The 16,632-nt window shown below is 69.5% G+C and carries 20 protein-coding genes; 4 read left to right on the top strand and 16 right to left on the bottom strand.

Features of this window, described 5'->3' with window-relative positions; translation table 11 throughout:
* Positions 1–11 precede the first annotated feature (11 nt).
* The 3 genes from PV342_RS29335 to PV342_RS29325 form a co-directional block, all read right to left on the bottom strand.
* Positions 12–1,118 (bottom strand): phosphotransferase family protein, encoded by a 1,107-nt coding sequence (locus tag PV342_RS29335; RefSeq protein ID WP_500319302.1) that lies wholly within the window; start codon positions 1,116–1,118, stop codon positions 12–14.
* A 25-nt stretch (positions 1,119–1,143) separates the two neighbouring features.
* Entirely contained in the window at positions 1,144–3,645 is a 2,502-nt protein-coding gene (locus tag PV342_RS29330; protein WP_500319300.1) for a hypothetical protein, read from the bottom strand.
* A gap of 601 nt (positions 3,646–4,246) precedes the next feature.
* Entirely contained in the window at positions 4,247–5,107 is an 861-nt protein-coding gene (locus PV342_RS29325) for a winged helix-turn-helix domain-containing protein (protein WP_500319298.1), read from the bottom strand.
* Between the two features lie 337 nt (positions 5,108–5,444).
* On the opposite strand from PV342_RS29325, the gene PV342_RS29320 reads away from it, so the two are divergent.
* On the top strand, positions 5,445–5,612 hold the full coding sequence (locus PV342_RS29320) for a hypothetical protein (protein ID WP_392614338.1): 168 nt from the start codon (positions 5,445–5,447) through the stop codon (positions 5,610–5,612).
* A gap of 58 nt (positions 5,613–5,670) precedes the next feature.
* Entirely contained in the window at positions 5,671–5,850 is a 180-nt protein-coding gene (locus PV342_RS29315; protein WP_500319296.1) for a hypothetical protein, read from the top strand.
* Positions 5,851–5,856: 6 nt separating this feature from the next.
* Here PV342_RS29315 and PV342_RS29310 read toward each other — a convergent pair whose 3' ends face one another.
* Together PV342_RS29310 and PV342_RS29305 are read right to left on the bottom strand one after the other, a co-directional pair.
* A complete protein-coding gene (locus PV342_RS29310; protein ID WP_500319294.1) occupies positions 5,857–7,098 on the bottom strand; it encodes a GNAT family N-acetyltransferase in 1,242 nt (413 codons plus the stop codon).
* Positions 7,099–7,156: 58 nt separating this feature from the next.
* Positions 7,157–7,687, bottom strand: coding sequence for an RsiG family protein (locus tag PV342_RS29305; RefSeq protein WP_329191097.1), 531 nt, complete (start codon positions 7,685–7,687; stop codon positions 7,157–7,159).
* A 213-nt stretch (positions 7,688–7,900) separates the two neighbouring features.
* Here PV342_RS29305 and dtd point away from each other — a divergent pair, with 213 nt between their 5' ends.
* Complete coding sequence (dtd, locus tag PV342_RS29300; protein ID WP_326573114.1) at positions 7,901–8,326, top strand: D-aminoacyl-tRNA deacylase; 426 nt, start codon at positions 7,901–7,903, stop codon at positions 8,324–8,326.
* Between the two features lie 5 nt (positions 8,327–8,331).
* Here dtd and ygfZ read toward each other — a convergent pair whose 3' ends face one another.
* The 7 genes from ygfZ to PV342_RS29265 form a co-directional block, all read right to left on the bottom strand.
* Positions 8,332–9,312 (bottom strand): CAF17-like 4Fe-4S cluster assembly/insertion protein YgfZ, encoded by a 981-nt coding sequence (gene ygfZ / locus PV342_RS29295; protein WP_026251093.1) that lies wholly within the window; start codon positions 9,310–9,312, stop codon positions 8,332–8,334.
* A gap of 10 nt (positions 9,313–9,322) precedes the next feature.
* Positions 9,323–9,775 carry a Fur family transcriptional regulator gene (locus tag PV342_RS29290; RefSeq protein WP_360999678.1) on the bottom strand — a complete coding sequence of 151 codons (453 nt, stop codon included), beginning with the start codon at positions 9,773–9,775 and terminating at the stop codon, positions 9,323–9,325.
* A 104-nt stretch (positions 9,776–9,879) separates the two neighbouring features.
* Positions 9,880–10,443: a heme-binding beta-barrel domain-containing protein gene (locus tag PV342_RS29285; protein WP_018559641.1), complete on the bottom strand. Its 564-nt coding sequence runs from the start codon at positions 10,441–10,443 to the stop codon at positions 9,880–9,882.
* 245 nt (positions 10,444–10,688) lie between these two features.
* The gene (locus PV342_RS29280) at positions 10,689–11,765 is read right to left on the bottom strand and encodes a hypothetical protein (protein WP_500319290.1); all 1,077 of its coding nucleotides are present in this window, start codon (positions 11,763–11,765) and stop codon (positions 10,689–10,691) included.
* Positions 11,762–12,676, bottom strand: coding sequence for a hypothetical protein (locus PV342_RS29275; RefSeq protein WP_500319288.1), 915 nt, complete (start codon positions 12,674–12,676; stop codon positions 11,762–11,764). Before PV342_RS29275 ends, PV342_RS29280 begins: the two co-directional genes overlap by 4 nt.
* Complete coding sequence (locus PV342_RS29270; protein ID WP_400805875.1) at positions 12,673–13,461, bottom strand: hypothetical protein; 789 nt, start codon at positions 13,459–13,461, stop codon at positions 12,673–12,675. Before PV342_RS29270 ends, PV342_RS29275 begins: the two co-directional genes overlap by 4 nt.
* A gap of 78 nt (positions 13,462–13,539) precedes the next feature.
* Entirely contained in the window at positions 13,540–14,256 is a 717-nt protein-coding gene (locus tag PV342_RS29265; protein ID WP_500319286.1) for a hypothetical protein, read from the bottom strand.
* A gap of 161 nt (positions 14,257–14,417) precedes the next feature.
* Between PV342_RS29265 and PV342_RS29260 the strand changes: the two genes are divergently transcribed.
* Positions 14,418–14,780: a DsrE family protein gene (locus PV342_RS29260; protein WP_018559648.1), complete on the top strand. Its 363-nt coding sequence runs from the start codon at positions 14,418–14,420 to the stop codon at positions 14,778–14,780.
* 40 nt (positions 14,781–14,820) lie between these two features.
* Here PV342_RS29260 and PV342_RS29255 read toward each other — a convergent pair whose 3' ends face one another.
* The 4 genes from PV342_RS29255 to PV342_RS29240 form a co-directional block, all read right to left on the bottom strand.
* Positions 14,821–15,054, bottom strand: a complete 234-nt coding sequence (locus PV342_RS29255) for a hypothetical protein (RefSeq protein ID WP_386995589.1) — start codon at positions 15,052–15,054, stop codon at positions 14,821–14,823.
* A 121-nt stretch (positions 15,055–15,175) separates the two neighbouring features.
* Positions 15,176–15,466: a DUF1416 domain-containing protein gene (locus PV342_RS29250; RefSeq protein ID WP_018559650.1), complete on the bottom strand. Its 291-nt coding sequence runs from the start codon at positions 15,464–15,466 to the stop codon at positions 15,176–15,178.
* A 34-nt stretch (positions 15,467–15,500) separates the two neighbouring features.
* Entirely contained in the window at positions 15,501–16,346 is an 846-nt protein-coding gene (locus PV342_RS29245) for a sulfurtransferase (RefSeq protein WP_400805881.1), read from the bottom strand.
* A gap of 144 nt (positions 16,347–16,490) precedes the next feature.
* Positions 16,491–16,571, bottom strand: coding sequence for a putative leader peptide (locus tag PV342_RS29240; RefSeq protein ID WP_354797803.1), 81 nt, complete (start codon positions 16,569–16,571; stop codon positions 16,491–16,493).
* Positions 16,572–16,632 lie beyond the last annotated feature (61 nt).

Below are 16,632 nucleotides of genomic sequence, written 5' to 3'. Positions count from 1 at the left end.
GCCGAGCGGGGTCAAGCGGCGCGCGACCCGGCGAATTCCTGCAAGGTTCGGGCGATGTAGTCCCGCTCCGGCACCTGCTTCGACATCAACGGCCCCTGCGCTCGGGCCAAGGTTCTTACGAGATTCTCGGAGACCTTCCGCAATACCTCGTCTCGATTGTGTTGGGAATCTTCGTAGGCTCGCAGGGCGCGCATCACGTCGGGGTAGACAGACTGTGCCTTCTCGTAGGCGAGATAGTGTGGAAGGTCTTCCGTCCAACCTCTGGTTCCTGACTCGCACCCGTACCGTGCCATCTGAGACTCCCAGCACACCTGCACCCCGGCCTCCTGGTCATCCGGATAGCGCATTCGGCACAAATGTGTCGCGACCTCGTAGAGCGGGTCGCCGAACATCGCGTGCTCCCAGTCAATCACGACCAGGCCGCCGTCGTCCCGGATCAGGATGTTGTCACGATGAAGATCCGTGTGGATGAGGGAGAACGGCCTCCGCGTAAGGTCCGGAAGGCGTTCCCCGAACCGCTTCATCGCGTCGTCGGGGATTCCCAGTCGTTCCAACAGTTCCCCGTATTCTTCCTCGTTCGCTTCCGCCAGGGCGGTTCTCGCGAATTCGACCCTGTCCCGTAGGAAGCCGTCGCTGTCCCCGTCCGCAGGCCAGTCGGCGGGCAACCGCGGGATCGGACCCGACCCCATGGCGGCTAGGGTGGCCACGAAGCGCATGATGACGGTCACATGTCTGGCGTCGACCCATTCACCCCGAGGGAATCTCATGGAGAGGGGAACGCCTTCCGGGTAACTATGCAGGGAGCCCCGGTCCCCGCCGTCGTAGAGCACGCGGGGGATCTCCACTAGGTGCGCCGCCAGGCCGTCGCCAGACATCGCCGCGCCCAGGCGTCCGAGAAGTTCGTGCTCGTCGTGCCAGATCCGCTGGACCACCAGCGGGGACTCGAGCCGCTTCCTGAGCTTCACGGTCTCGCAGCCGAAGAGTCTGGCGTATTCGGGATCGAGTTCGATCCTGACGTTCTGGTTGTGGTATCCGCGGCTCACCCCGGTCGCTTGCCCTGCAATGTGGACCAACGCCTCGAAGGCGCTTTCCTCGGTCAACTCGGTGTCGGCGCACATACCGCAACCTCCGGGTCCGCTCAGGTCAAACCTGGCGCGTCAACTCCACGACGAGTGACTCGACTCGCTCACTCCAGTCCGTGAAGCTCTCCACGGGATGGAACATGGTCCTCGCCCACTCCTCGGCCTGCAGGATATGCCCGGGCACCGCACCTATTCGGCGAATGGCGCGGCCGGTAAGCAGGGCGAGATCCGGGTACACCTCCGTTGCCCGGAATTCGGCCGCCACCTGGCACAGGGCGTCCAGCGCCTCCGGAGAATGGCCGCGCTGCCTCAGCACGAACGCACGGATGAGGAGATTCCTGGCCTTGCCCGACCGGTACGACGCCCTGTCGAGCGCCTCGTCCGCACGGACCAGCGCCGCCTCCGCGTCATCGAGACGGCCCATCCGTACGTTCGCGAGGGCCACCGCGGTGTGCACCTTGCCCACTTCTCGCACGAGCCCGGTCATCCGGTGCGCGTCGAGTGCAGCCGGGGCCTCGGTGACGGCCTGAGCGGGGTTCGTGTGGGCAAGCATCTCCACGCGGTTGGTGCGAATATGTGCCAATCCGTAGTGGGCGCCTATCGCGTGGTACGCACCGTCGGCCACCCCCAGGCGCGACTCGGCCTCCGGAAGCTGGTACAGGAATCGAAGCCCGAGAGCGCTAAGCCGGTGCAAGTCGGCAGCCAGTAGAGCTTCCTGAGGCCCGCAACCGGCCAGGATCGTCTCGATCAGCTCCATCGAGCCCTTGTAGTCACCTCGCCACATGCGTATGTCCGCGAGGCAGAAGCCGGCGCGCGGGCGGGATGCCCCCTCGCTGCTCGCCCAGACCGACTCGTACGCCGAAAGAGCGGCTTGGGTCTCCCCTGCGATCCGGCGGGCGTGAGCGGCGGCCAGCGCCCGCCGACGCGCCAGGGAGTTCTGGGGCCGAAACGTCAGTCCCGCGGTGGTGTCCGCCGCATCCCTCGCGCTATCCCGCAAGAGCCGCAGCTCGAGGTCGAGCCAGGGAGCGAGCTCGTGCAGCAGCTCGTCGTGCCTGCCATTCGACGACGAGGTCATTGCGGCGCGGTGGTCGTCGACGTCGGCCAGAAGCGATTCCAGTGCTGTCACACCACCTTGTGCGATGCTCTGCTCGACCAGTTGCACCGCGGTGTCGGGTGAGTCAACACCCGCCCGCAACGCGTGGTGGAAGGCCCTCATGCCGGCGGTGGACCAGATGTCGTCGTGTTCGCCGTGTTCGTAACGGTGCTGCCAGAAGTTCCAGAGAACGGTGTGAGTGCGGCGCAGGGAGTGGCCTTCCAGCTTGCGGTCCAGGCCGCCCGGCACCAGGGGGTGCAGCCTGTACCACCCAGGGTGTTCCAACGGCGCAACCAGCGACTGGCGCTGGATGAGGTCCTCCCATTCGATCACCCCGTCGAGCCGGGGAAACTCCCTCAGAATCCACGAGTACATGTCCTCGTCGAAGGTGTCGGCGAGGGAGAGGATCTGGAGCAGCCGCATTTCGTCGCCCGAACTGAACGAGAAGAACCTGCGGTAGATCTCGGACGAGTCCCGGACCTTCTCCCCCGAACCCGGTGCCCGGAGCTCCAGGTCGGCCGCAAGGTGCAGGTAGTACGGCACGCCACCGGCGGCCTCCGCCAGCTTTCCCCGCTGCGCCTGGTCCGGGACATTGCGTTCCTCGAGCAGTGCGGTGCTGTCGCTCATGTTGAGGGCACTGAGCTGCTCCTTGTGCACCACACTCGGCCAGGGTACGCCGTACGAATCCCATGAGAGTGGTTCCCGGCTGGCCACCACGACGAGGGCGGGGGCCAGCCCAAGCAACAGATCACGCAGCCATGCGGCTTCGAGTGCGGAGGATCCCCACGGACTGGGATCCGGTACCAGTTCCTCGTAACCGTCGACGAACACTACAAGGTTCCGCTCGGAACGGCGGTTCCGAGCGGACCGGTTCCGCTGGGAGCGGAAGTCCGCAATGTCCTGCGTGAACAGCTTGACGAGTGCGTCTTGGCGCTCGCGGGGAGGCATCTCGTCGAACGCCCGGAGCGTGTCGTCGGACTCGACGAGCCGATGCCGGTTCTTGTCCTTGATCGCCTTGCCCCACATGTCGATGAGCTGTAACGCGACGCCGAACACGGGGGTTGTCAGGGCATTGTCCAGTATGTCCGTGAGAACCCTACTGTTCTCGACCGCGGGAAACCTCTCCCGGGTAATGGTCAGAAGTGGGTTATCGTGCTGCCAGATGACGGCTTGGGCGATGTCGAACCGGTCGAACCTCACACCTTGCTTGACGAGCCCGTACCGGAGGATCGCCAGAGCGTCGTTCTGCCGCCTGAGGTACCGCGATTCCAGGTCGATCCTGGCTTTGAGATACTCGTCCCCACGAGTGCGGCTGCTCAGCTCGCCCATCAGCCGCGTCTTGCCTATACCGCCGCGACCGTACAGATTGAGGATCTTCAGTCCGTTGGGGATGTCCTGCAGAGCCTGCTCATAGAGTTCCAGCAGAAGTTCGCGATTGTAGAACCTGCCCAGCAATGGAAGTTCGCTCACCACCTGGCACCCTCTCCCCCGGCAACACCACCACTGTCCAACTCGTCCCAGGTTGCTGGACGTTACATGTTGCGGTCAAGGAGTCACCCCCGGCCTGGGAGGGCCCTCAATACGCGATGGTGTCCCAGAGGGAGTCGAACCACTGCTGGCATGCCGCGAGCCCTTCCGCTGCCATCGGGCCTCCACCCGTCGCCCAGCACGTCGTAGATGGGGATCGCATCGCCCCACCCCCGAGGTCCCGCAGGCCGAGAGCTTCTTCTCGTAGGCGGAGACGCCGTTGCGGTACATCCGTACCCACACGTCGCTGTGCGCGTTCGCCCGGGTTGGTCCGCCATCTTCACGGGGCGTTCCGCGACGTTGCTGCAAACGGGTGGACCACCCAGCGCGCCGTTGAGGATGTGGTACTTGGTCATCGGCGTGACCCTGACCGACTTGATCTCAGTCTTGACCTCGCGACGGCCAGTTCGGGCGGGAAAGAGCACTGGCATCTCGCCGAACCACGCCTTGAGTCGCATGGCGACGGCGGAGGCGGGAGTACCCCGCGAAGGTGCTGCAGACCGGACCGTCGAGTCCAGTAGGACGCGCTCGACGGCGGCGGATGTCAGGCGGGCTTGGCTAGCCTCGTCCACAGAGAGTCGAACCACTCCTGAGAGAGTTCCACACGTTCCCGTGGCTGCGGGTAAAGCTTGGCTCCGACACCCAGGACGTCATGGATTTTGATGGTCGCATCGTCGACGTTGATGACGTTGTCCGTGACGACGTACATGCCGTCGAGGGCCAGGTTTCCATTGATCAGGTAAAGCTTGTGCAGAGGTGTGACCGGAACCAGGCGCACTTCGACCTTCACCTCGGGTACGGCGCCCTGACCGGCCAGGTTCTCAAGGTTCCTCAGGGCCCGGATGTGAGCCGCGGACAGACTGTCGAGCCGCGCCATGGGGCGCTCGTCATCGGGGTCGTCGACATTGCGCGGGAAGGCCAGTCGCACGTCGGTACGCGGCAGGAGCAGGCGCAGGTGGATCGAGGACGGCCGGATATCCCCGCGGATGATCCGTTTGATCTGCTGCACAATTGCCGCGTTGAGCGACTCCGCCGTCAGGCAGTATGCGTCGATCGTGATGTCGTCCGCCTCGAACGCCTCCGCGATGGCGTCGTCCAGTTCGATGCTGCCGGCTTCCACCGTCGCCGTGGCGGTCCCATTGGCATGGGCGGGGACGGCGGACTGGCGCCAGTCGCGCGCGAAGACCCCCTTGCCCTGGGCCGACTCCACATAGCCCTTACCCTCCAGCGCCTTGATCGCCTTCTGGACGGTGGCACGGGAGACGTCGAAGCGGTCCACCAGCTCCGCATGCGTGGGCAGTTGGGCACCGGCAGCGATGTCGCCGCCCTCGATTTCGTGGCGCAACGCATCGGCCACGCGCTCGTACTCGCGCCTGGGCCCACGGGCGGTGCCGTCGTTGCTCACGTGACCCACACTACAGCTTTACGCCAGGCAAGTGGAGTTGACTGCATGGAGTTTAGTGATCTGCAGCCAGCGGCAACATGACCATAGAGGAATGCAGTCAACTGGTCCGGCCGACAATCAAGTTGGGCCAGTGGACGCCATCGGGGGCCGCAGCCTCTCCGTCCCGACGACGCGCCGGGGATGACCGCGGCTGAGAGTGCAGCGCCACGACGCTTCGCACGCATCAGCAGCATCACGCTTCCGCTCAGCCACATACCGACCTTCGGGTCAAATCTGCCCCCTTCGCGCTCTACGCGCGGAGGGAACGATCCCGCGCGCCTCGAAGGAGTGAATCGCTATGCCCGCAATCGCTCTCTGTGCCTTCGCGTTCGAGCAGCTCGTCCAGTGGCGGTACGGCGCGGCCGGCGCCTTCGCCGTCGGACTCTTCACGGTGGGCCACAAGGCCCGGAACACGACGTTCACTTGCGTCGGACTCGCGGTGATCGCGCTGCTCCTGGCCCAGTAGGGCCGGGACGGCAGCGGGCCCGCGCCTTGGGGTCGGCCACCTGGGAAGGGGGTGGGTCATGCTGTGGAGCCATGTGATGGCCGCGCTGCTGGAGCAGTACCTGGCCTGGCGGTACGGGCCGTTGATGGGGCTGGGCGTACTGCTGGTGGCCGTCGGGCACAGGGCACGTTCCAGCTACGCGATGTGCGTCGGCGGGGTACTCGTCCTCCTGGTGCTGGTGTCGTACGGACACCACTAGCGACGGCTAGAACGTGTCGATCGGCCAGGGCTTGCGCGCCGTACGGAACAGCGCGTCGACGCGGGCCACGCCGCCCGGGCGGGATTCCGTGACGCCGCCCGTGACGGTCAGGCGGGCCGCCGACTCGTCGCCGAGGTACAGGGAGGCGAGGGCGGCCGCGGTGAGGGAGACGTCCGGGGCGGCGGAGGGGGCCGCCTCGGCGGTGGCGGTGCCGTCGGCGGCGGCTTCGAGGCGGAAGCGGCCGGCGGCGTACCCGTCGGGGTCGGTGACGTCGAGGACGACGGTGCCCGGGGCCGCGTACGTACGGGCCGCCAGCGCCCGCGGCACATCAAGAAGGCGCAGCCACAGGAAGTCGCTGGTGGAGTGGACGTGGGCCGCGCGCGGGTCGTCCAGCAGCAGCGGCAGGACGTCGTCCTGGCCGCGGAAGCCGGTGCGTACGGTGGCGACCCAGTCCATGGCGAGCAGGTAACGCCACAGCGCGCGCTCCGCCTCGGGGGTGGCGGCGATCAACTCCCGCACGGTGAGCGGGACCTTCGGGAACATCCCGTGCCAGGTGTCCTCGGCCGTGTACGCGGCCAGGCCGTCCACGCGGCCGGAGGCGTCGCGGTAGAGCACGAAGGTCGGCTCCTTCCAGGGGAAGGAGGGGTTGATCACCGTCCCGGTGGCGTACTCCCAGTTGCGCTCGGTGCGGTTGATCGCGCCGGGATGCCGCAGCCGCACCCGGTCGTGGAGCTGGGGCCCGAGCTTGAGGACCTCGGACGGGTCCGCGACGTCGATGCGTCCGCTGCCTGACGGCGCTCCCTGGGGGCGGCCGGCGCGCGCGGTGTCGACCTCCCACTCGGTGACCCCGGCGGCCGGCCCGAAACCGAAGCGGCCGTAGATCCGGTACTCCGCCGCGACGAGGATCGCGACCGGTTCGCCGCGTCGCACGGAGGCGTCGAGTTCCGCGGCCATCATGCGGGAGGCCAGGCCGCGTCGGCGGTGCGTGGCGGTGACGGTGACATTGGTGATCGCCGAGGCGGGCAGCACCGCGCCGCCCGGCACGGTGAGTTCGCGGGGCATGCTGCGGAACGTGGCCACGCAGCGGCCCTCGTCGAAGGCGCCCTGGGTGCGGTCCAGGTCCGTCTGGGGGCGACGGAGTGCGATCTCCTCCTCGGTCACCGACGGGGGCCGGTGAAAGCCGATCTTCGCGGCGCGCAGCCAGCCGGGGAAGTCGCAGTCGCCGATCGTACGGACCTCAAGGCTCATGTCCCGCACGGTAGGCCGACCTCGGCCCCGGCCGCATCCCGTTTTCGCGACGCTGACGTCAGTCGCCCGCCAGCAGGTCGTCCACCCGCGCCTCGCCCTCGCGGTAGCGGCGGGCGATCTCGGTGCTGCAGCCGTCGACCGTCCGCTGCAGGGACTGCCGGCAGCGCGAGACCTGCTGCTCGTTGCGGACCAGCCGGCCCATCGCGTCGTGGAGTTCCTGGTCGGTGCGTGCCTCGAGGTCGGAGAGCTGGACCTCGGCGAGCATCTCCTCGGCGAGCTGCCGGTAGCGCTCGCTGTGCGGGGTGCCCAAAGTGACGTGGCGGGCGGAGGAGCGGTGCCGGGACGGGGAGTCCGTGAGGATCTCGGAGAGCCGGTCGAGCACGGGGGCGTCCGGGGCGGTGCGCCGGGCGAGTTCGGCGCGGAGGATGTCGATCCGGCCCTGGAGGAGCCGCCGCAGGTAGGAGAGGTCGGCCTCCTCCAGCTGGGCCTCGCGGCGCGCGGTGCGCAGACCTTCGAGGGTGAGGCCGGCGAAGTCGGGCTGGGGGGTGCCGGCGGTGAGCGGGGAGCGCGGGCCCGGTGCCTTGAGCATGCGATCGCCTTCCGCCGTGCCGGTCGTGATGCTGTGCTTCATCGCTGTCCGTCCCCTCGTCCCCCACGTCGGGCAGATATCGATCGTGCCACCGAGTAGCTGCGTCGCGCAGGCACCTGCACCCGAACGGCGGCTCCGGACAGTTGTACGTGAGTCCAAGCGGGCGTACGGCCCGGGTGCCGCGCGCCCCCGCCCAGCCGGGACAATGACGGCATGCGAGCGGTGGCCCAGCGGGTGAGCGAAGCGAGTGTCGTGGTGGACGGCGAGACGGTCGGGGAGATCGCCGGTCCCGGCCTGTGCGTGCTGGTGGGGGTGACGCACGACGACACGGAGGAGAAGGCGGCCCAACTGGCCCGGAAGCTGTGGGGGCTGCGCATCCTGCCCGGGGAGAAGTCCTGCTCGGACATCGCCGCGCCGCTGCTCGTGATCTCCCAGTTCACCCTCTACGGTGACGCCCGCAAGGGGCGCCGCCCCACCTGGAACGCGGCGGCGCCCGGCCCGGTCGCCGAGCCGCTGGTGGACGAGGTCGTGGCGCAACTGCGGTCGCTGGGCGCGCACGTGGAGACGGGCCGGTTCGGAGCGGAGATGAAGGTCTCGCTCACGAACGACGGCCCGTTCACGGTCGTGCTGGAGATGTAGGGCGCCTACGGCTCGACGACGGTCTCCTGGCTCGCCGCCGTCCCGTCCGCCAGCAGCGCGGCGTCCACGGGCGTGTTGCGCTTGATCACCGCGAGGGCGATCGGGCCCAGCTCCCAGTGCCGGGCGGAGGAGGTGACGGTGCCGACCGGGCGCCCGTCCGGCCCGTCGGCGGCGAGCCGTACGGGGGTGCCGTGGCCGGGCAGCTTGACCTCGCTGCCGTCTAGGTGGAGGAAGACCAGGCGGCGCGGCGGCCGGCCGAGGTTGTGCACCCGGGCGACGGTCTCCTGGCCGCGGTAGCAGCCCTTGTCGAGGTGGACGGCGGTGTCCAGCCAGCCCAGCTCGTGCGGGATGGTTCGGTGGTCGGTCTCCAGGCCGACCCGCGGCCGGTGCGCCTCGATCCGCAGCGCCTCCAGGGCGAGCACGCCGACGGGGGTGCCGACCTGCCCCGCGAGGTCCTCCAGTTCGCCGCGCGGCACGAACACGTCGCGGCCGTACGGGACCTCGCGCACCGGCCAGTCACCGGGGACGGCGGCGATGCTGCCGGCGGGCAGGTGCACGACGGCGTACTCGCCGGTCCGGTCCGAGACGTCGACCTGGTAGAAGAACTTCATGCTCTCCAGGTACGCGATGAGCTCGCCCTGCGTGCCGGGCTCGACGTGCATCCAGGTGGTCGTGCCGTCGTCGACGAGGTAGAGGGCGTGCTCGATGTGGCCGTGCGCGGAGAGGATCAGCGCCTCCGTGGCCTGGCCGGGCGGAAGGTCGCTGACGTGCTGGGTCAGCAGCAGGTGGAGCCACGCGAGGCGGTCCTGGCCGGTGACGGCGACGACGCCGCGGTGGGAGAGGTCGACGAATCCCTTGCCGTCCGCCAGTGCGCGCTGCTCGCGGAAGAGGTCTCCGTAGTGCGCGGCGACTCCCTCGTCGGGGCCTTCCGCGGGGACGGCACCGGGGAGCGACAGCAGGGGACTGGTCGTTGTTTGGCGCTGCATGCCCACCACCCTACGTCCGGTTACTTGAACCCTCAGGCGTTCGGGGCTTCCCCGCGCAGTCCGCGCAGCGACCGAAGATCGCGAAGTGCTTCATGTCGGTCTCGAAGCCGTACGTCTCGCGCAGCCGCGCGGTCAGCGGCTCGGCGACGGACACGTCGGCCTCGATGACCGACTCGCAGTCCCGGCACACCAGGTGCATGTGGTGGTGCCGGTCCGCGAGGTGGTAGGTGGGGGCGCCGTGCCCGAGGTGGGCGTGGCTGACCAGGCCCAGCTCCTCGAGGAGTTCCAGGGTGCGGTAGACCGTGGAGATGTTGATGCCGGAGGCGGTCTTGCGCACCTCGGTCAGGATGTCGTCGGGAGTGGCGTGCTCCAGCGCGTCCACAGCCTCCAGGACAAGCTGTCGCTGCGGCGTCAGCCGGTAGCCGCGCTGCCTCAGATCGCTCTTCCAGTCCGTGGTGACCACGAGGACAGTCTAGGCAGGGAAAAGGGGGATCACGGAGTCGTGATCCCCCTCGGGCAGCCGTACGGGGCCGCGGGGCCCGCTCGGCGGCGGGCCGGGCGGACGGCTCAGCGGAAGAAGGCGATGCCGTCGTCGGGGAGGTCCTTGAGGTCCTTCGCCCACTCGCTCGGGTTGACGACCTTCTTCAGGTGCGCCGACATGTAGGGGCGCAGCGGCACCTCGGGGGTGGCCTTCTCGCCGACCCACATCAGGTCGCTCTTGACGTAGCCGTACAGGCGCTTGCCGCCGCTGTACGGGGGCGCGTCGCCGAGCCGGGCCACGGCGTCGGTGACGAGGTCGATCTGCGGCTTGGCCTCGGCGAGCTCGCCGTACCAGATCTCGATGACGCCGTCGTCGCGGGTCATGGTGATCTCGACCTTGCGGTCCTTGTCGATGCGCCAGAAGCCGGACTCGCTCTCCAGCGGCTTCACCGGCTTGCCCTCGGCGTCCAGCACCCAGGTCTTGGAGGTGTACTCCAGGAACGACCGGCCGTCGTGGCTGAAGATCACTTCCTGCCCGAAGTTGCACTTCTCGGCGCCCGGGAAGTCGAAGACGCCCGCGCCCTCCCAGGTGCCCAGGAGGAAGGCGAGGGGGACGAGGTCGGGATGCAGGTCGGAGGGGATCTCGATCATGTTCAGCGCTGTCCCTGGTAGAGCTTCTTCACAGCCAGAGCGGAGAACGCGATGACGCCCAGGCAGACCAGGACGAGCAGGGTGTCGAAGAAGAACTCGATGGGGCTCACGAGTGTGCTCCTCGGGCAGGCGCGGACGGTCGGCGGCCCGGTGGGGCCGGGTACGAGTCTAGTGGGCGGGTACGGGCGCGGCCGCGCGAGGTCCGCGCGCCGCGCCCGCACCCGGTCTCCCGCGTACGGCCCGGGTCAGCCGAGCAGCTGTGCCTGGAGCAGCACGGTCTGGTGGAACGGCACGGCGGGCTGGGTGCCGGCCTTCTCCATGTGGACCACGGCGAGGGTGTCGCCCGCGGTGATGTACGCGGCGCGCAGGTGCGTGGCACCGCGCGGCGAGGCCTCGTTGTACGGCGAGACCATCTCCCCCTTGGGAACGGCCGAGTCGTCGTCGCTCCAGGTGGTGTCCGTCTGCGGGTGGGCGGCCTGCGCGAAGGAGGCGGGGACGATCAGCTCGTTCCTGACCCGGGTCGTGTACGGCTCGGTGGCGAACTGGACGAGGTAGATCTCGGTGCGGGTGCCGTCGGGCATGGTCCAGGCCCGTGCCGCGATGTGCCGGAGCGTGTTGTCGTCCAGCGCCGCGCGGAACTTCTTGCGGACGTCCTCCGGGTAGATCTCCACGAAGTCGGCCGTCGGCAGCCAGCCGCCGCGGTCCGGGAACGACGTGTCCCTCTTCGCGCCGCTGGGAATGGGGAGCAGCAGCGTCCGCAGGTCCGCGTGGTGCCGGCCCGCCGGGTTGTCCCTGTCCATGGCACCGGGCTGTCCGGCGGGCAGCTTGGGCAGCTTCAGCGCCGGGTAGGTCCAGCGCCCGTCGTCCGGGGTCTCCAGGCCCGGGATCTCGGTCCGCTCGGGCTGCGTGACGGCGTACGCCGCGGCACCGCCGAGGACGGCGAACACCACGACGGCAGCGGTCCAGCGCACGGCGGCGCGCAGGCCCCGCCGGTCGCGTAGGCGCTTGCGCGGGCCGGGCGTCACGGACTCGGCGGGGGTCGCCTCGGCGGGCACCGGCTCCGCGACGGCCTCCGCGGGCTCGGTGAGCTCCGTGAGCTCCGCGGCATCCGCGGCATCCGCGACGGCAGGCCCGACGGTCTCCGCCGGGGTGCCCGCGGGCTCCGTCGCGGCCCCGTCCGACGGGGTCTGCGCGGCCTCAGCCGGGCCGACCCCCGCCGGCACGGCGGCCGCGGGACCGGAGTCCGTGAGGGTCTCCTCCGCCGGGGCCGCGGACTGCGCCGGGATCTTCTTCACGTCGTCGCTCTGGGTCTGCTCGGTCATGCGGCCTCTCCCGGGTCCTGCACGCGGTCGAGCTGCTGCTTGAGCAGGTCGGCCGCCTCGGTCTTCCGCAACGGCGACGTGCCGGTCACCGACATGCGGATCAGCAGATCGCCCTCGGTGGCCTGGCACACCATGCTGTCGAGCTTCTGGCCCGGCTCCTTCGGCGGCAGGACGCAGCGCGCCTTGTTGTGGCCCGCGATCTTCGGGCCGTTGCGGAAGACGCCGAGGGCCTTGGTGAAGGCGGTGAAGAACTCGGTGTCGGCCTTCGCGGAGCGCTTGTTCTTCATCTGGACGATCTGGGTCTCGACGAAGAACCTCGACTGGTCCTCGCGGTAGGTGCGCATGCCCATGCCCTGGATGTGGAGCCGGGCGACCGCCTTGCGGACCATGTCGCGCTGCTTCTTCGGCACCCCGTCCAGGTCGCCGCGCATCAGTTCCTCGGCCCGCTCGGCCGAGAGCTCGGCGTCGTTGCCGAACTCGGCGATGTCCGGCCCCGGGGAGTAGTCGTCGGGCACCGGCAGCAACAGCTTGCCGAGAGCGCCGTAGTGGCTGCCGCCGGACCTGGTGCCGTACTCGCTGGTCTTCTTGGGCTCGGGGGCCTTCCAGGTCTGCGCGCTCGCCTGCTTCGCGTCGTCCTTCTGGTGCTGGAGGACGGTGAAGCCGATACCGCCGCCCGCGATGACGGCGACCAGTGCGGCGGCCGTCCCCAGGGCGACGCCGCGACGGCTCCTGCGGGGCGCCGGAGTGCTCTCCTCCCCGGCCGGGGCGAGGGCGGCCGCCTGCGTGTCAGCGGTCTCGGGTCCGGGCGCCGTCCCGCTCGCCGTCTCCGCCGGCGTCTCGCTCGCCGTCTCCGTCCGCGGTTCCGCCGACGTCGGCTCGGTCACGGCGGGAGGGATCGTCTCGTCGTTCACATGCGCTCCCACTGCCGCTTGGCCACAGCCTTGATCGTGGACTCGCTGATCGGCCGCCCCGAGGACATCCATATGTCGATCATGACGTTGCCCTTGCGGGCCAGGGCGCGTGCCATGTGGACCGGCAGGTAGCCGGCCTTCTCCTTGGTGTAGACCCAGACCCTGCCGTCGCGCGTGCCCGGGATGGCGGAGCCCCCGTAGCCCGCGTACTTCTTGGTCGGCATGTACTCCTGCTGCCCTTCAAGCTCCAGGGGTGTGACCGCCATGTACTCGTCGCGGAACTGCACCAGGCGGATCTCGGTCGTCGTCGTGGAGGATCCCGAACCGGTCTTCCACGTCGCCGCGGCCAGCCGCCTGAAGTCGCCGTTCAGGAGGTCCGTGAAGACCCAGCTCGGGTCCTTGAAGGTGTCGGCGTAGTCGTAGAGCGAGACCCAGCCGTCCTCGCCGTACGGAACGGTCCAGTCCTTGGCGCCCTTCGGCCGCTTCAGCAGCAGCTTGCGCAGGTCCCCGTCGGAGGTGACCAGCGTGTCCTCGGCGGCCGTCAGCGGCTTCGCCGCGGGGGCGGCGCCCTTGGGCTGCACGAGCTTGTGCTGGGCCAGCGGCGGGAGCGGGGTCTCGGGACGGTCGTACTGGATCTGGTAGCCGGCGCCGGCGCCCGCGAGGACGCCGAGGACCGCCGCGCAGGCGATCAGCAGGGTGGTCCGGCCGCGTCTGCGCGGCGGGCGGACGGGGGGCCCGTCCGGAACAGGGGCGACCTGTTCCTGGACGGGGGTGTCCTGGGACAAGGGGTTCTCCACTGGGGTGTTCGTGGGTGGGTGCGGACGGCGGGCGGGACGGTCCGTACGTCCGGTGTGCCGTGCGGCTCAGCGGCCGGTCCTCAGACGCCGGTACTGCTTGTCGAGGAGCCGGGCGAGCAGGTCCTTGCCGGGGGTCTTCGCCCCGGTGACGGAGAGGGTGATGTGCACGTCGCCCTGATGGGACAGGACGATCACCGAGCCGGTGCTCTCCGCGGAGGAGGACGACAGCCGGTAGGCCTTGGCGGGGCTGCCCGACGAGGGCAGCGTGATCCGGGTGCCCTGGTAGGAGAAGTCGTTGAAGTACGCGGTGGCGGAGCTCTCGCTCGCGAAGCGGACGAGCTGCGCGGAGACCTCGTAGTCGCCGTCGCCGGTGAGGTAGGTCCGCTGGGCCGCCGCCTTGAAGCCGTGGGTGGCCAGGGCCTGCTTCACGTCGGCGGAGTCCGCGACCTCGGAGCGGGAGAGCTCCGTGCCCTCCTCGTCCCCGTAGACCTCGGCGTCCGCCGGCGGGGCGAGCAGGAAGTAGCGCAGGTCGCCGCGGTGCCTGCCGCCGTCCACGGTGCCCTTGAGGGTCTGGGTGGGCGAGGGCGCGGCCGTCGCGGCGGGACTCGGGGACTGCGCCGGTGACGGCGATGCCGGGTCGCTCGTCCCCGGAACGGCACTGCTCGGTGCGGCCCCGCCGGGGAGCCCGGACGCGGACGGCGACGATGACGAGGAGCCGAACGCCACGACGGCCCCCGCGGTCAATGTCGCGAGCACAACAAGTCCGACGATCGAGGCGATCACGACGCCGGTACGCGAATCCGTACGCGCTTCCACAAGCCCCCCCGGGCAGAAATCCGCGGTCGGCGCGCTGATCGCGCCCACGCGGCGAACGCATTATGCCGAGCGTCGGCAAACGCTCTCAATGTTTTTCCTGTGAGACGGCCCAGCTTAGGGTATGGCCCATGGCGAAGAAGCTCGTGATCAAGGTAACCGCAGGTGCGGACGCTCCCGAACGCTGCTCCCAGGCGTTCACGGTGGCGGCGGTGGCGGTCGCCAGCGGCGTGGAGGTGTCGCTCTGGCTGACCGGCGAGTCCTCGTGGTTCGCGCTGCCCGGACGGGCCGCGGAGTTCGAGCTGCCGCACGCGGCGCCGCTGCCCGAGCTGATCGAGGGGATCCTGGCGGGCGGGCGGATCACGCTGTGCACGCAGTGCGCGGCGCGCCGCGACATCACGGAGAAGGACGTCCTGGAGGGCGTTCGGATCGCCGGTGCTCAGGTCTTCGTCAGCGAGGCCATGACCGACGGAACGCAGGCGCTCGTCTACTGAGAGCCACCGCCGCGGACCCGGGACATGTCTCCGCAGGGCGTCAGTGCTGGTCGCGGTGGTCGTCGCGGCGGTCCAGCTCGCGCCACCACTCGTCGGAGGTCGGGTCTCCGGTCTCGTCCCACCAGCGCTCGTTTGGGCCCCTGCGGTTGGCGACGACGGCGGCGATCGGCGGGATGACCATGGCCACCACGCACATCCCGACGGCCACCGGCACCGACCACAGGCGCACCAGACTCCACGCCAGGACGAAGAGCAGAACGCAACTGCCCATCATGGCGTAATACCAGCGACGACGACGCCTCGTGGACACCCTTCCACCGTACGACCCGAAGGGCCGCACTCCCACTCGGTGGCCCGGTGGAAATGCGGCCCTTCGCGTTCGGGCGGCCGTCGGGTCAGACGGCGATGGCGACCTCGGTGAGGTCGCCCCGCTGGGCCACGACGGCACGGTCCACCGTCGCGCCCGGTACGAGGGCGCGCAGCGTCCACGAACCGGGGGCGGCGAAGAAGCGGAACTGGCCGGTCGCCGAGGTCGGCACCTCGGCCGTGAACTCGCCGCCGCCGTCCAGCAGCCGGACGTAACCGGTCACCGGCTCGCCGTCGCGGGTCACGGAACCCTGGATGATCGTCTCGGTCGCCACGTCGATGCCGGCCAGGTCCGGGCCGCCTGCCTTCGCTCCACACATGGTGCTGATTCCTCCGGGTCGGGGTCTCGGGGGCTTACTTGGCTGCGCCGAGCTCGATCGGCACGCCGACGAGGGAGCCGTACTCGGTCCAGGAACCGTCGTAGTTCTTGACGTTGGGCTGGCCGAGCAGCTCGTGCAGCACGAACCAGCTGTGCGCGGAGCGCTCGCCGATGCGGCAGTAGGCGATGGTGTCCTTGGCCAGGTCCACGCCCTCGCCCTCGTACAGCTCCTTCAGCTCGTCGTCCGACTTGAAGGTGCCGTCGTCGTTGGCCGACTTCGACCAGGGGATGTTCCGGGCGGTCGGGATGTGGCCCGGGCGCTGGGACTGCTCCTGCGGGAGGTGGGCCGGGGCGAGCAGCTTGCCGGAGAACTCGTCGGGCGAGCGGACGTCGACCAGGTTGAGGTTGCCGATGGCGGCCACGACGTCGTCGCGGAAGGCGCGGATCGAGACGTCCTGGGCCTGGGCCCGGTACTCGGTGGCCGGGCGGGCCGGGACCTCGGAACCGTCGACGAGGTCGCGGGAGTCCAGCTCCCACTTCTTGCGGCCGCCGTCGAGGAGCTTGACGTCCTGGTGGCCGTAGAGCTTGAAGTACCAGTACGCGTAGGACGCGAACCAGTTGTTGTTTCCGCCGTAGAGGACGACGGTGTCGTCGTTGCCGATGCCCTTCTCCGACAGGAGCTTCTCGAAGCCGGCCTGGTCGACGAAGTCACGGCGCACCGGGTCCTGGAGGTCCTTCTTCCAGTCGATCCGGACGGCGTTCTTGATGTGGTTCTTGTCGTACGCCGACGTGTCCTCGTCGACCTCGACGATGACCACCTTCGGGTCGTCGATCCGGGCCTGGACCCAGTCGGCGTCCACCAGGACGTCACTGCGGCTCATTGCTGTCTCCTCCGGGGCAGTTGCGGATGTCTCGGCGCACGGACGGGTGCGCACGGGTGCCGGCTGCGCTGCACGGGCGCGTCACGGCGTTTGCGCGGGGAAGGACGGGGCGGCGTGCGGCGCCGGAAGACGGCGCGGGGGCCCCTAGGGGACGCGACAGAGCATGGCGGCGACACGGCACAGGTCGACTGCCCGCCGCTTCGTGAGGTCCGCCTGTCGCTTCATGGGCTCGATCGTAGGGAAGGGGACCGGCCGGTGTCACCGCCGGTCCGCATACCGAGAAAAG

The sequence above is a fragment of the Streptomyces sp. PA03-3a genome (genome assembly GCF_033792735.1).
In the GTDB taxonomy this organism is placed as follows: Bacteria; Actinomycetota; Actinomycetes; order Streptomycetales; family Streptomycetaceae; genus Actinacidiphila.
Note: the sequence above shows the minus strand (reverse complement) of the source record. Positions and strands in the feature narration are given on the sequence as shown.

Excerpts from the sequence above, each read along its gene's own strand:
- PV342_RS29335 (WP_500319302.1), bottom strand. The coding sequence starts at position 1,118 with ATGTGCGCCGACACCGAGTTGACCGAGGAAAGCGCCTTCGAGGCGTTG.
- PV342_RS29320 (WP_392614338.1), top strand. The coding sequence starts at position 5,445 with ATGCCCGCAATCGCTCTCTGTGCCTTCGCGTTCGAGCAGCTCGTCCAG.
- PV342_RS29315 (WP_500319296.1), top strand. The coding sequence starts at position 5,671 with ATGCTGTGGAGCCATGTGATGGCCGCGCTGCTGGAGCAGTACCTGGCC.
- PV342_RS29310 (WP_500319294.1), bottom strand. The coding sequence starts at position 7,098 with ATGAGCCTTGAGGTCCGTACGATCGGCGACTGCGACTTCCCCGGCTGG.
- PV342_RS29305 (WP_329191097.1), bottom strand. The coding sequence starts at position 7,687 with ATGCTCAAGGCACCGGGCCCGCGCTCCCCGCTCACCGCCGGCACCCCC.
- dtd (WP_326573114.1), top strand. The coding sequence starts at position 7,901 with ATGCGAGCGGTGGCCCAGCGGGTGAGCGAAGCGAGTGTCGTGGTGGAC.
- ygfZ (WP_026251093.1), bottom strand. The coding sequence starts at position 9,312 with ATGCAGCGCCAAACAACGACCAGTCCCCTGCTGTCGCTCCCCGGTGCC.
- PV342_RS29285 (WP_018559641.1), bottom strand. The coding sequence starts at position 10,443 with ATGATCGAGATCCCCTCCGACCTGCATCCCGACCTCGTCCCCCTCGCC.
- PV342_RS29280 (WP_500319290.1), bottom strand. The coding sequence starts at position 11,765 with ATGACCGAGCAGACCCAGAGCGACGACGTGAAGAAGATCCCGGCGCAG.
- PV342_RS29260 (WP_018559648.1), top strand. The coding sequence starts at position 14,418 with ATGGCGAAGAAGCTCGTGATCAAGGTAACCGCAGGTGCGGACGCTCCC.
- PV342_RS29255 (WP_386995589.1), bottom strand. The coding sequence starts at position 15,054 with ATGATGGGCAGTTGCGTTCTGCTCTTCGTCCTGGCGTGGAGTCTGGTG.
- PV342_RS29250 (WP_018559650.1), bottom strand. The coding sequence starts at position 15,466 with ATGTGTGGAGCGAAGGCAGGCGGCCCGGACCTGGCCGGCATCGACGTG.
- PV342_RS29245 (WP_400805881.1), bottom strand. The coding sequence starts at position 16,346 with ATGAGCCGCAGTGACGTCCTGGTGGACGCCGACTGGGTCCAGGCCCGG.
- PV342_RS29240 (WP_354797803.1), bottom strand. The coding sequence starts at position 16,571 with ATGAAGCGACAGGCGGACCTCACGAAGCGGCGGGCAGTCGACCTGTGC.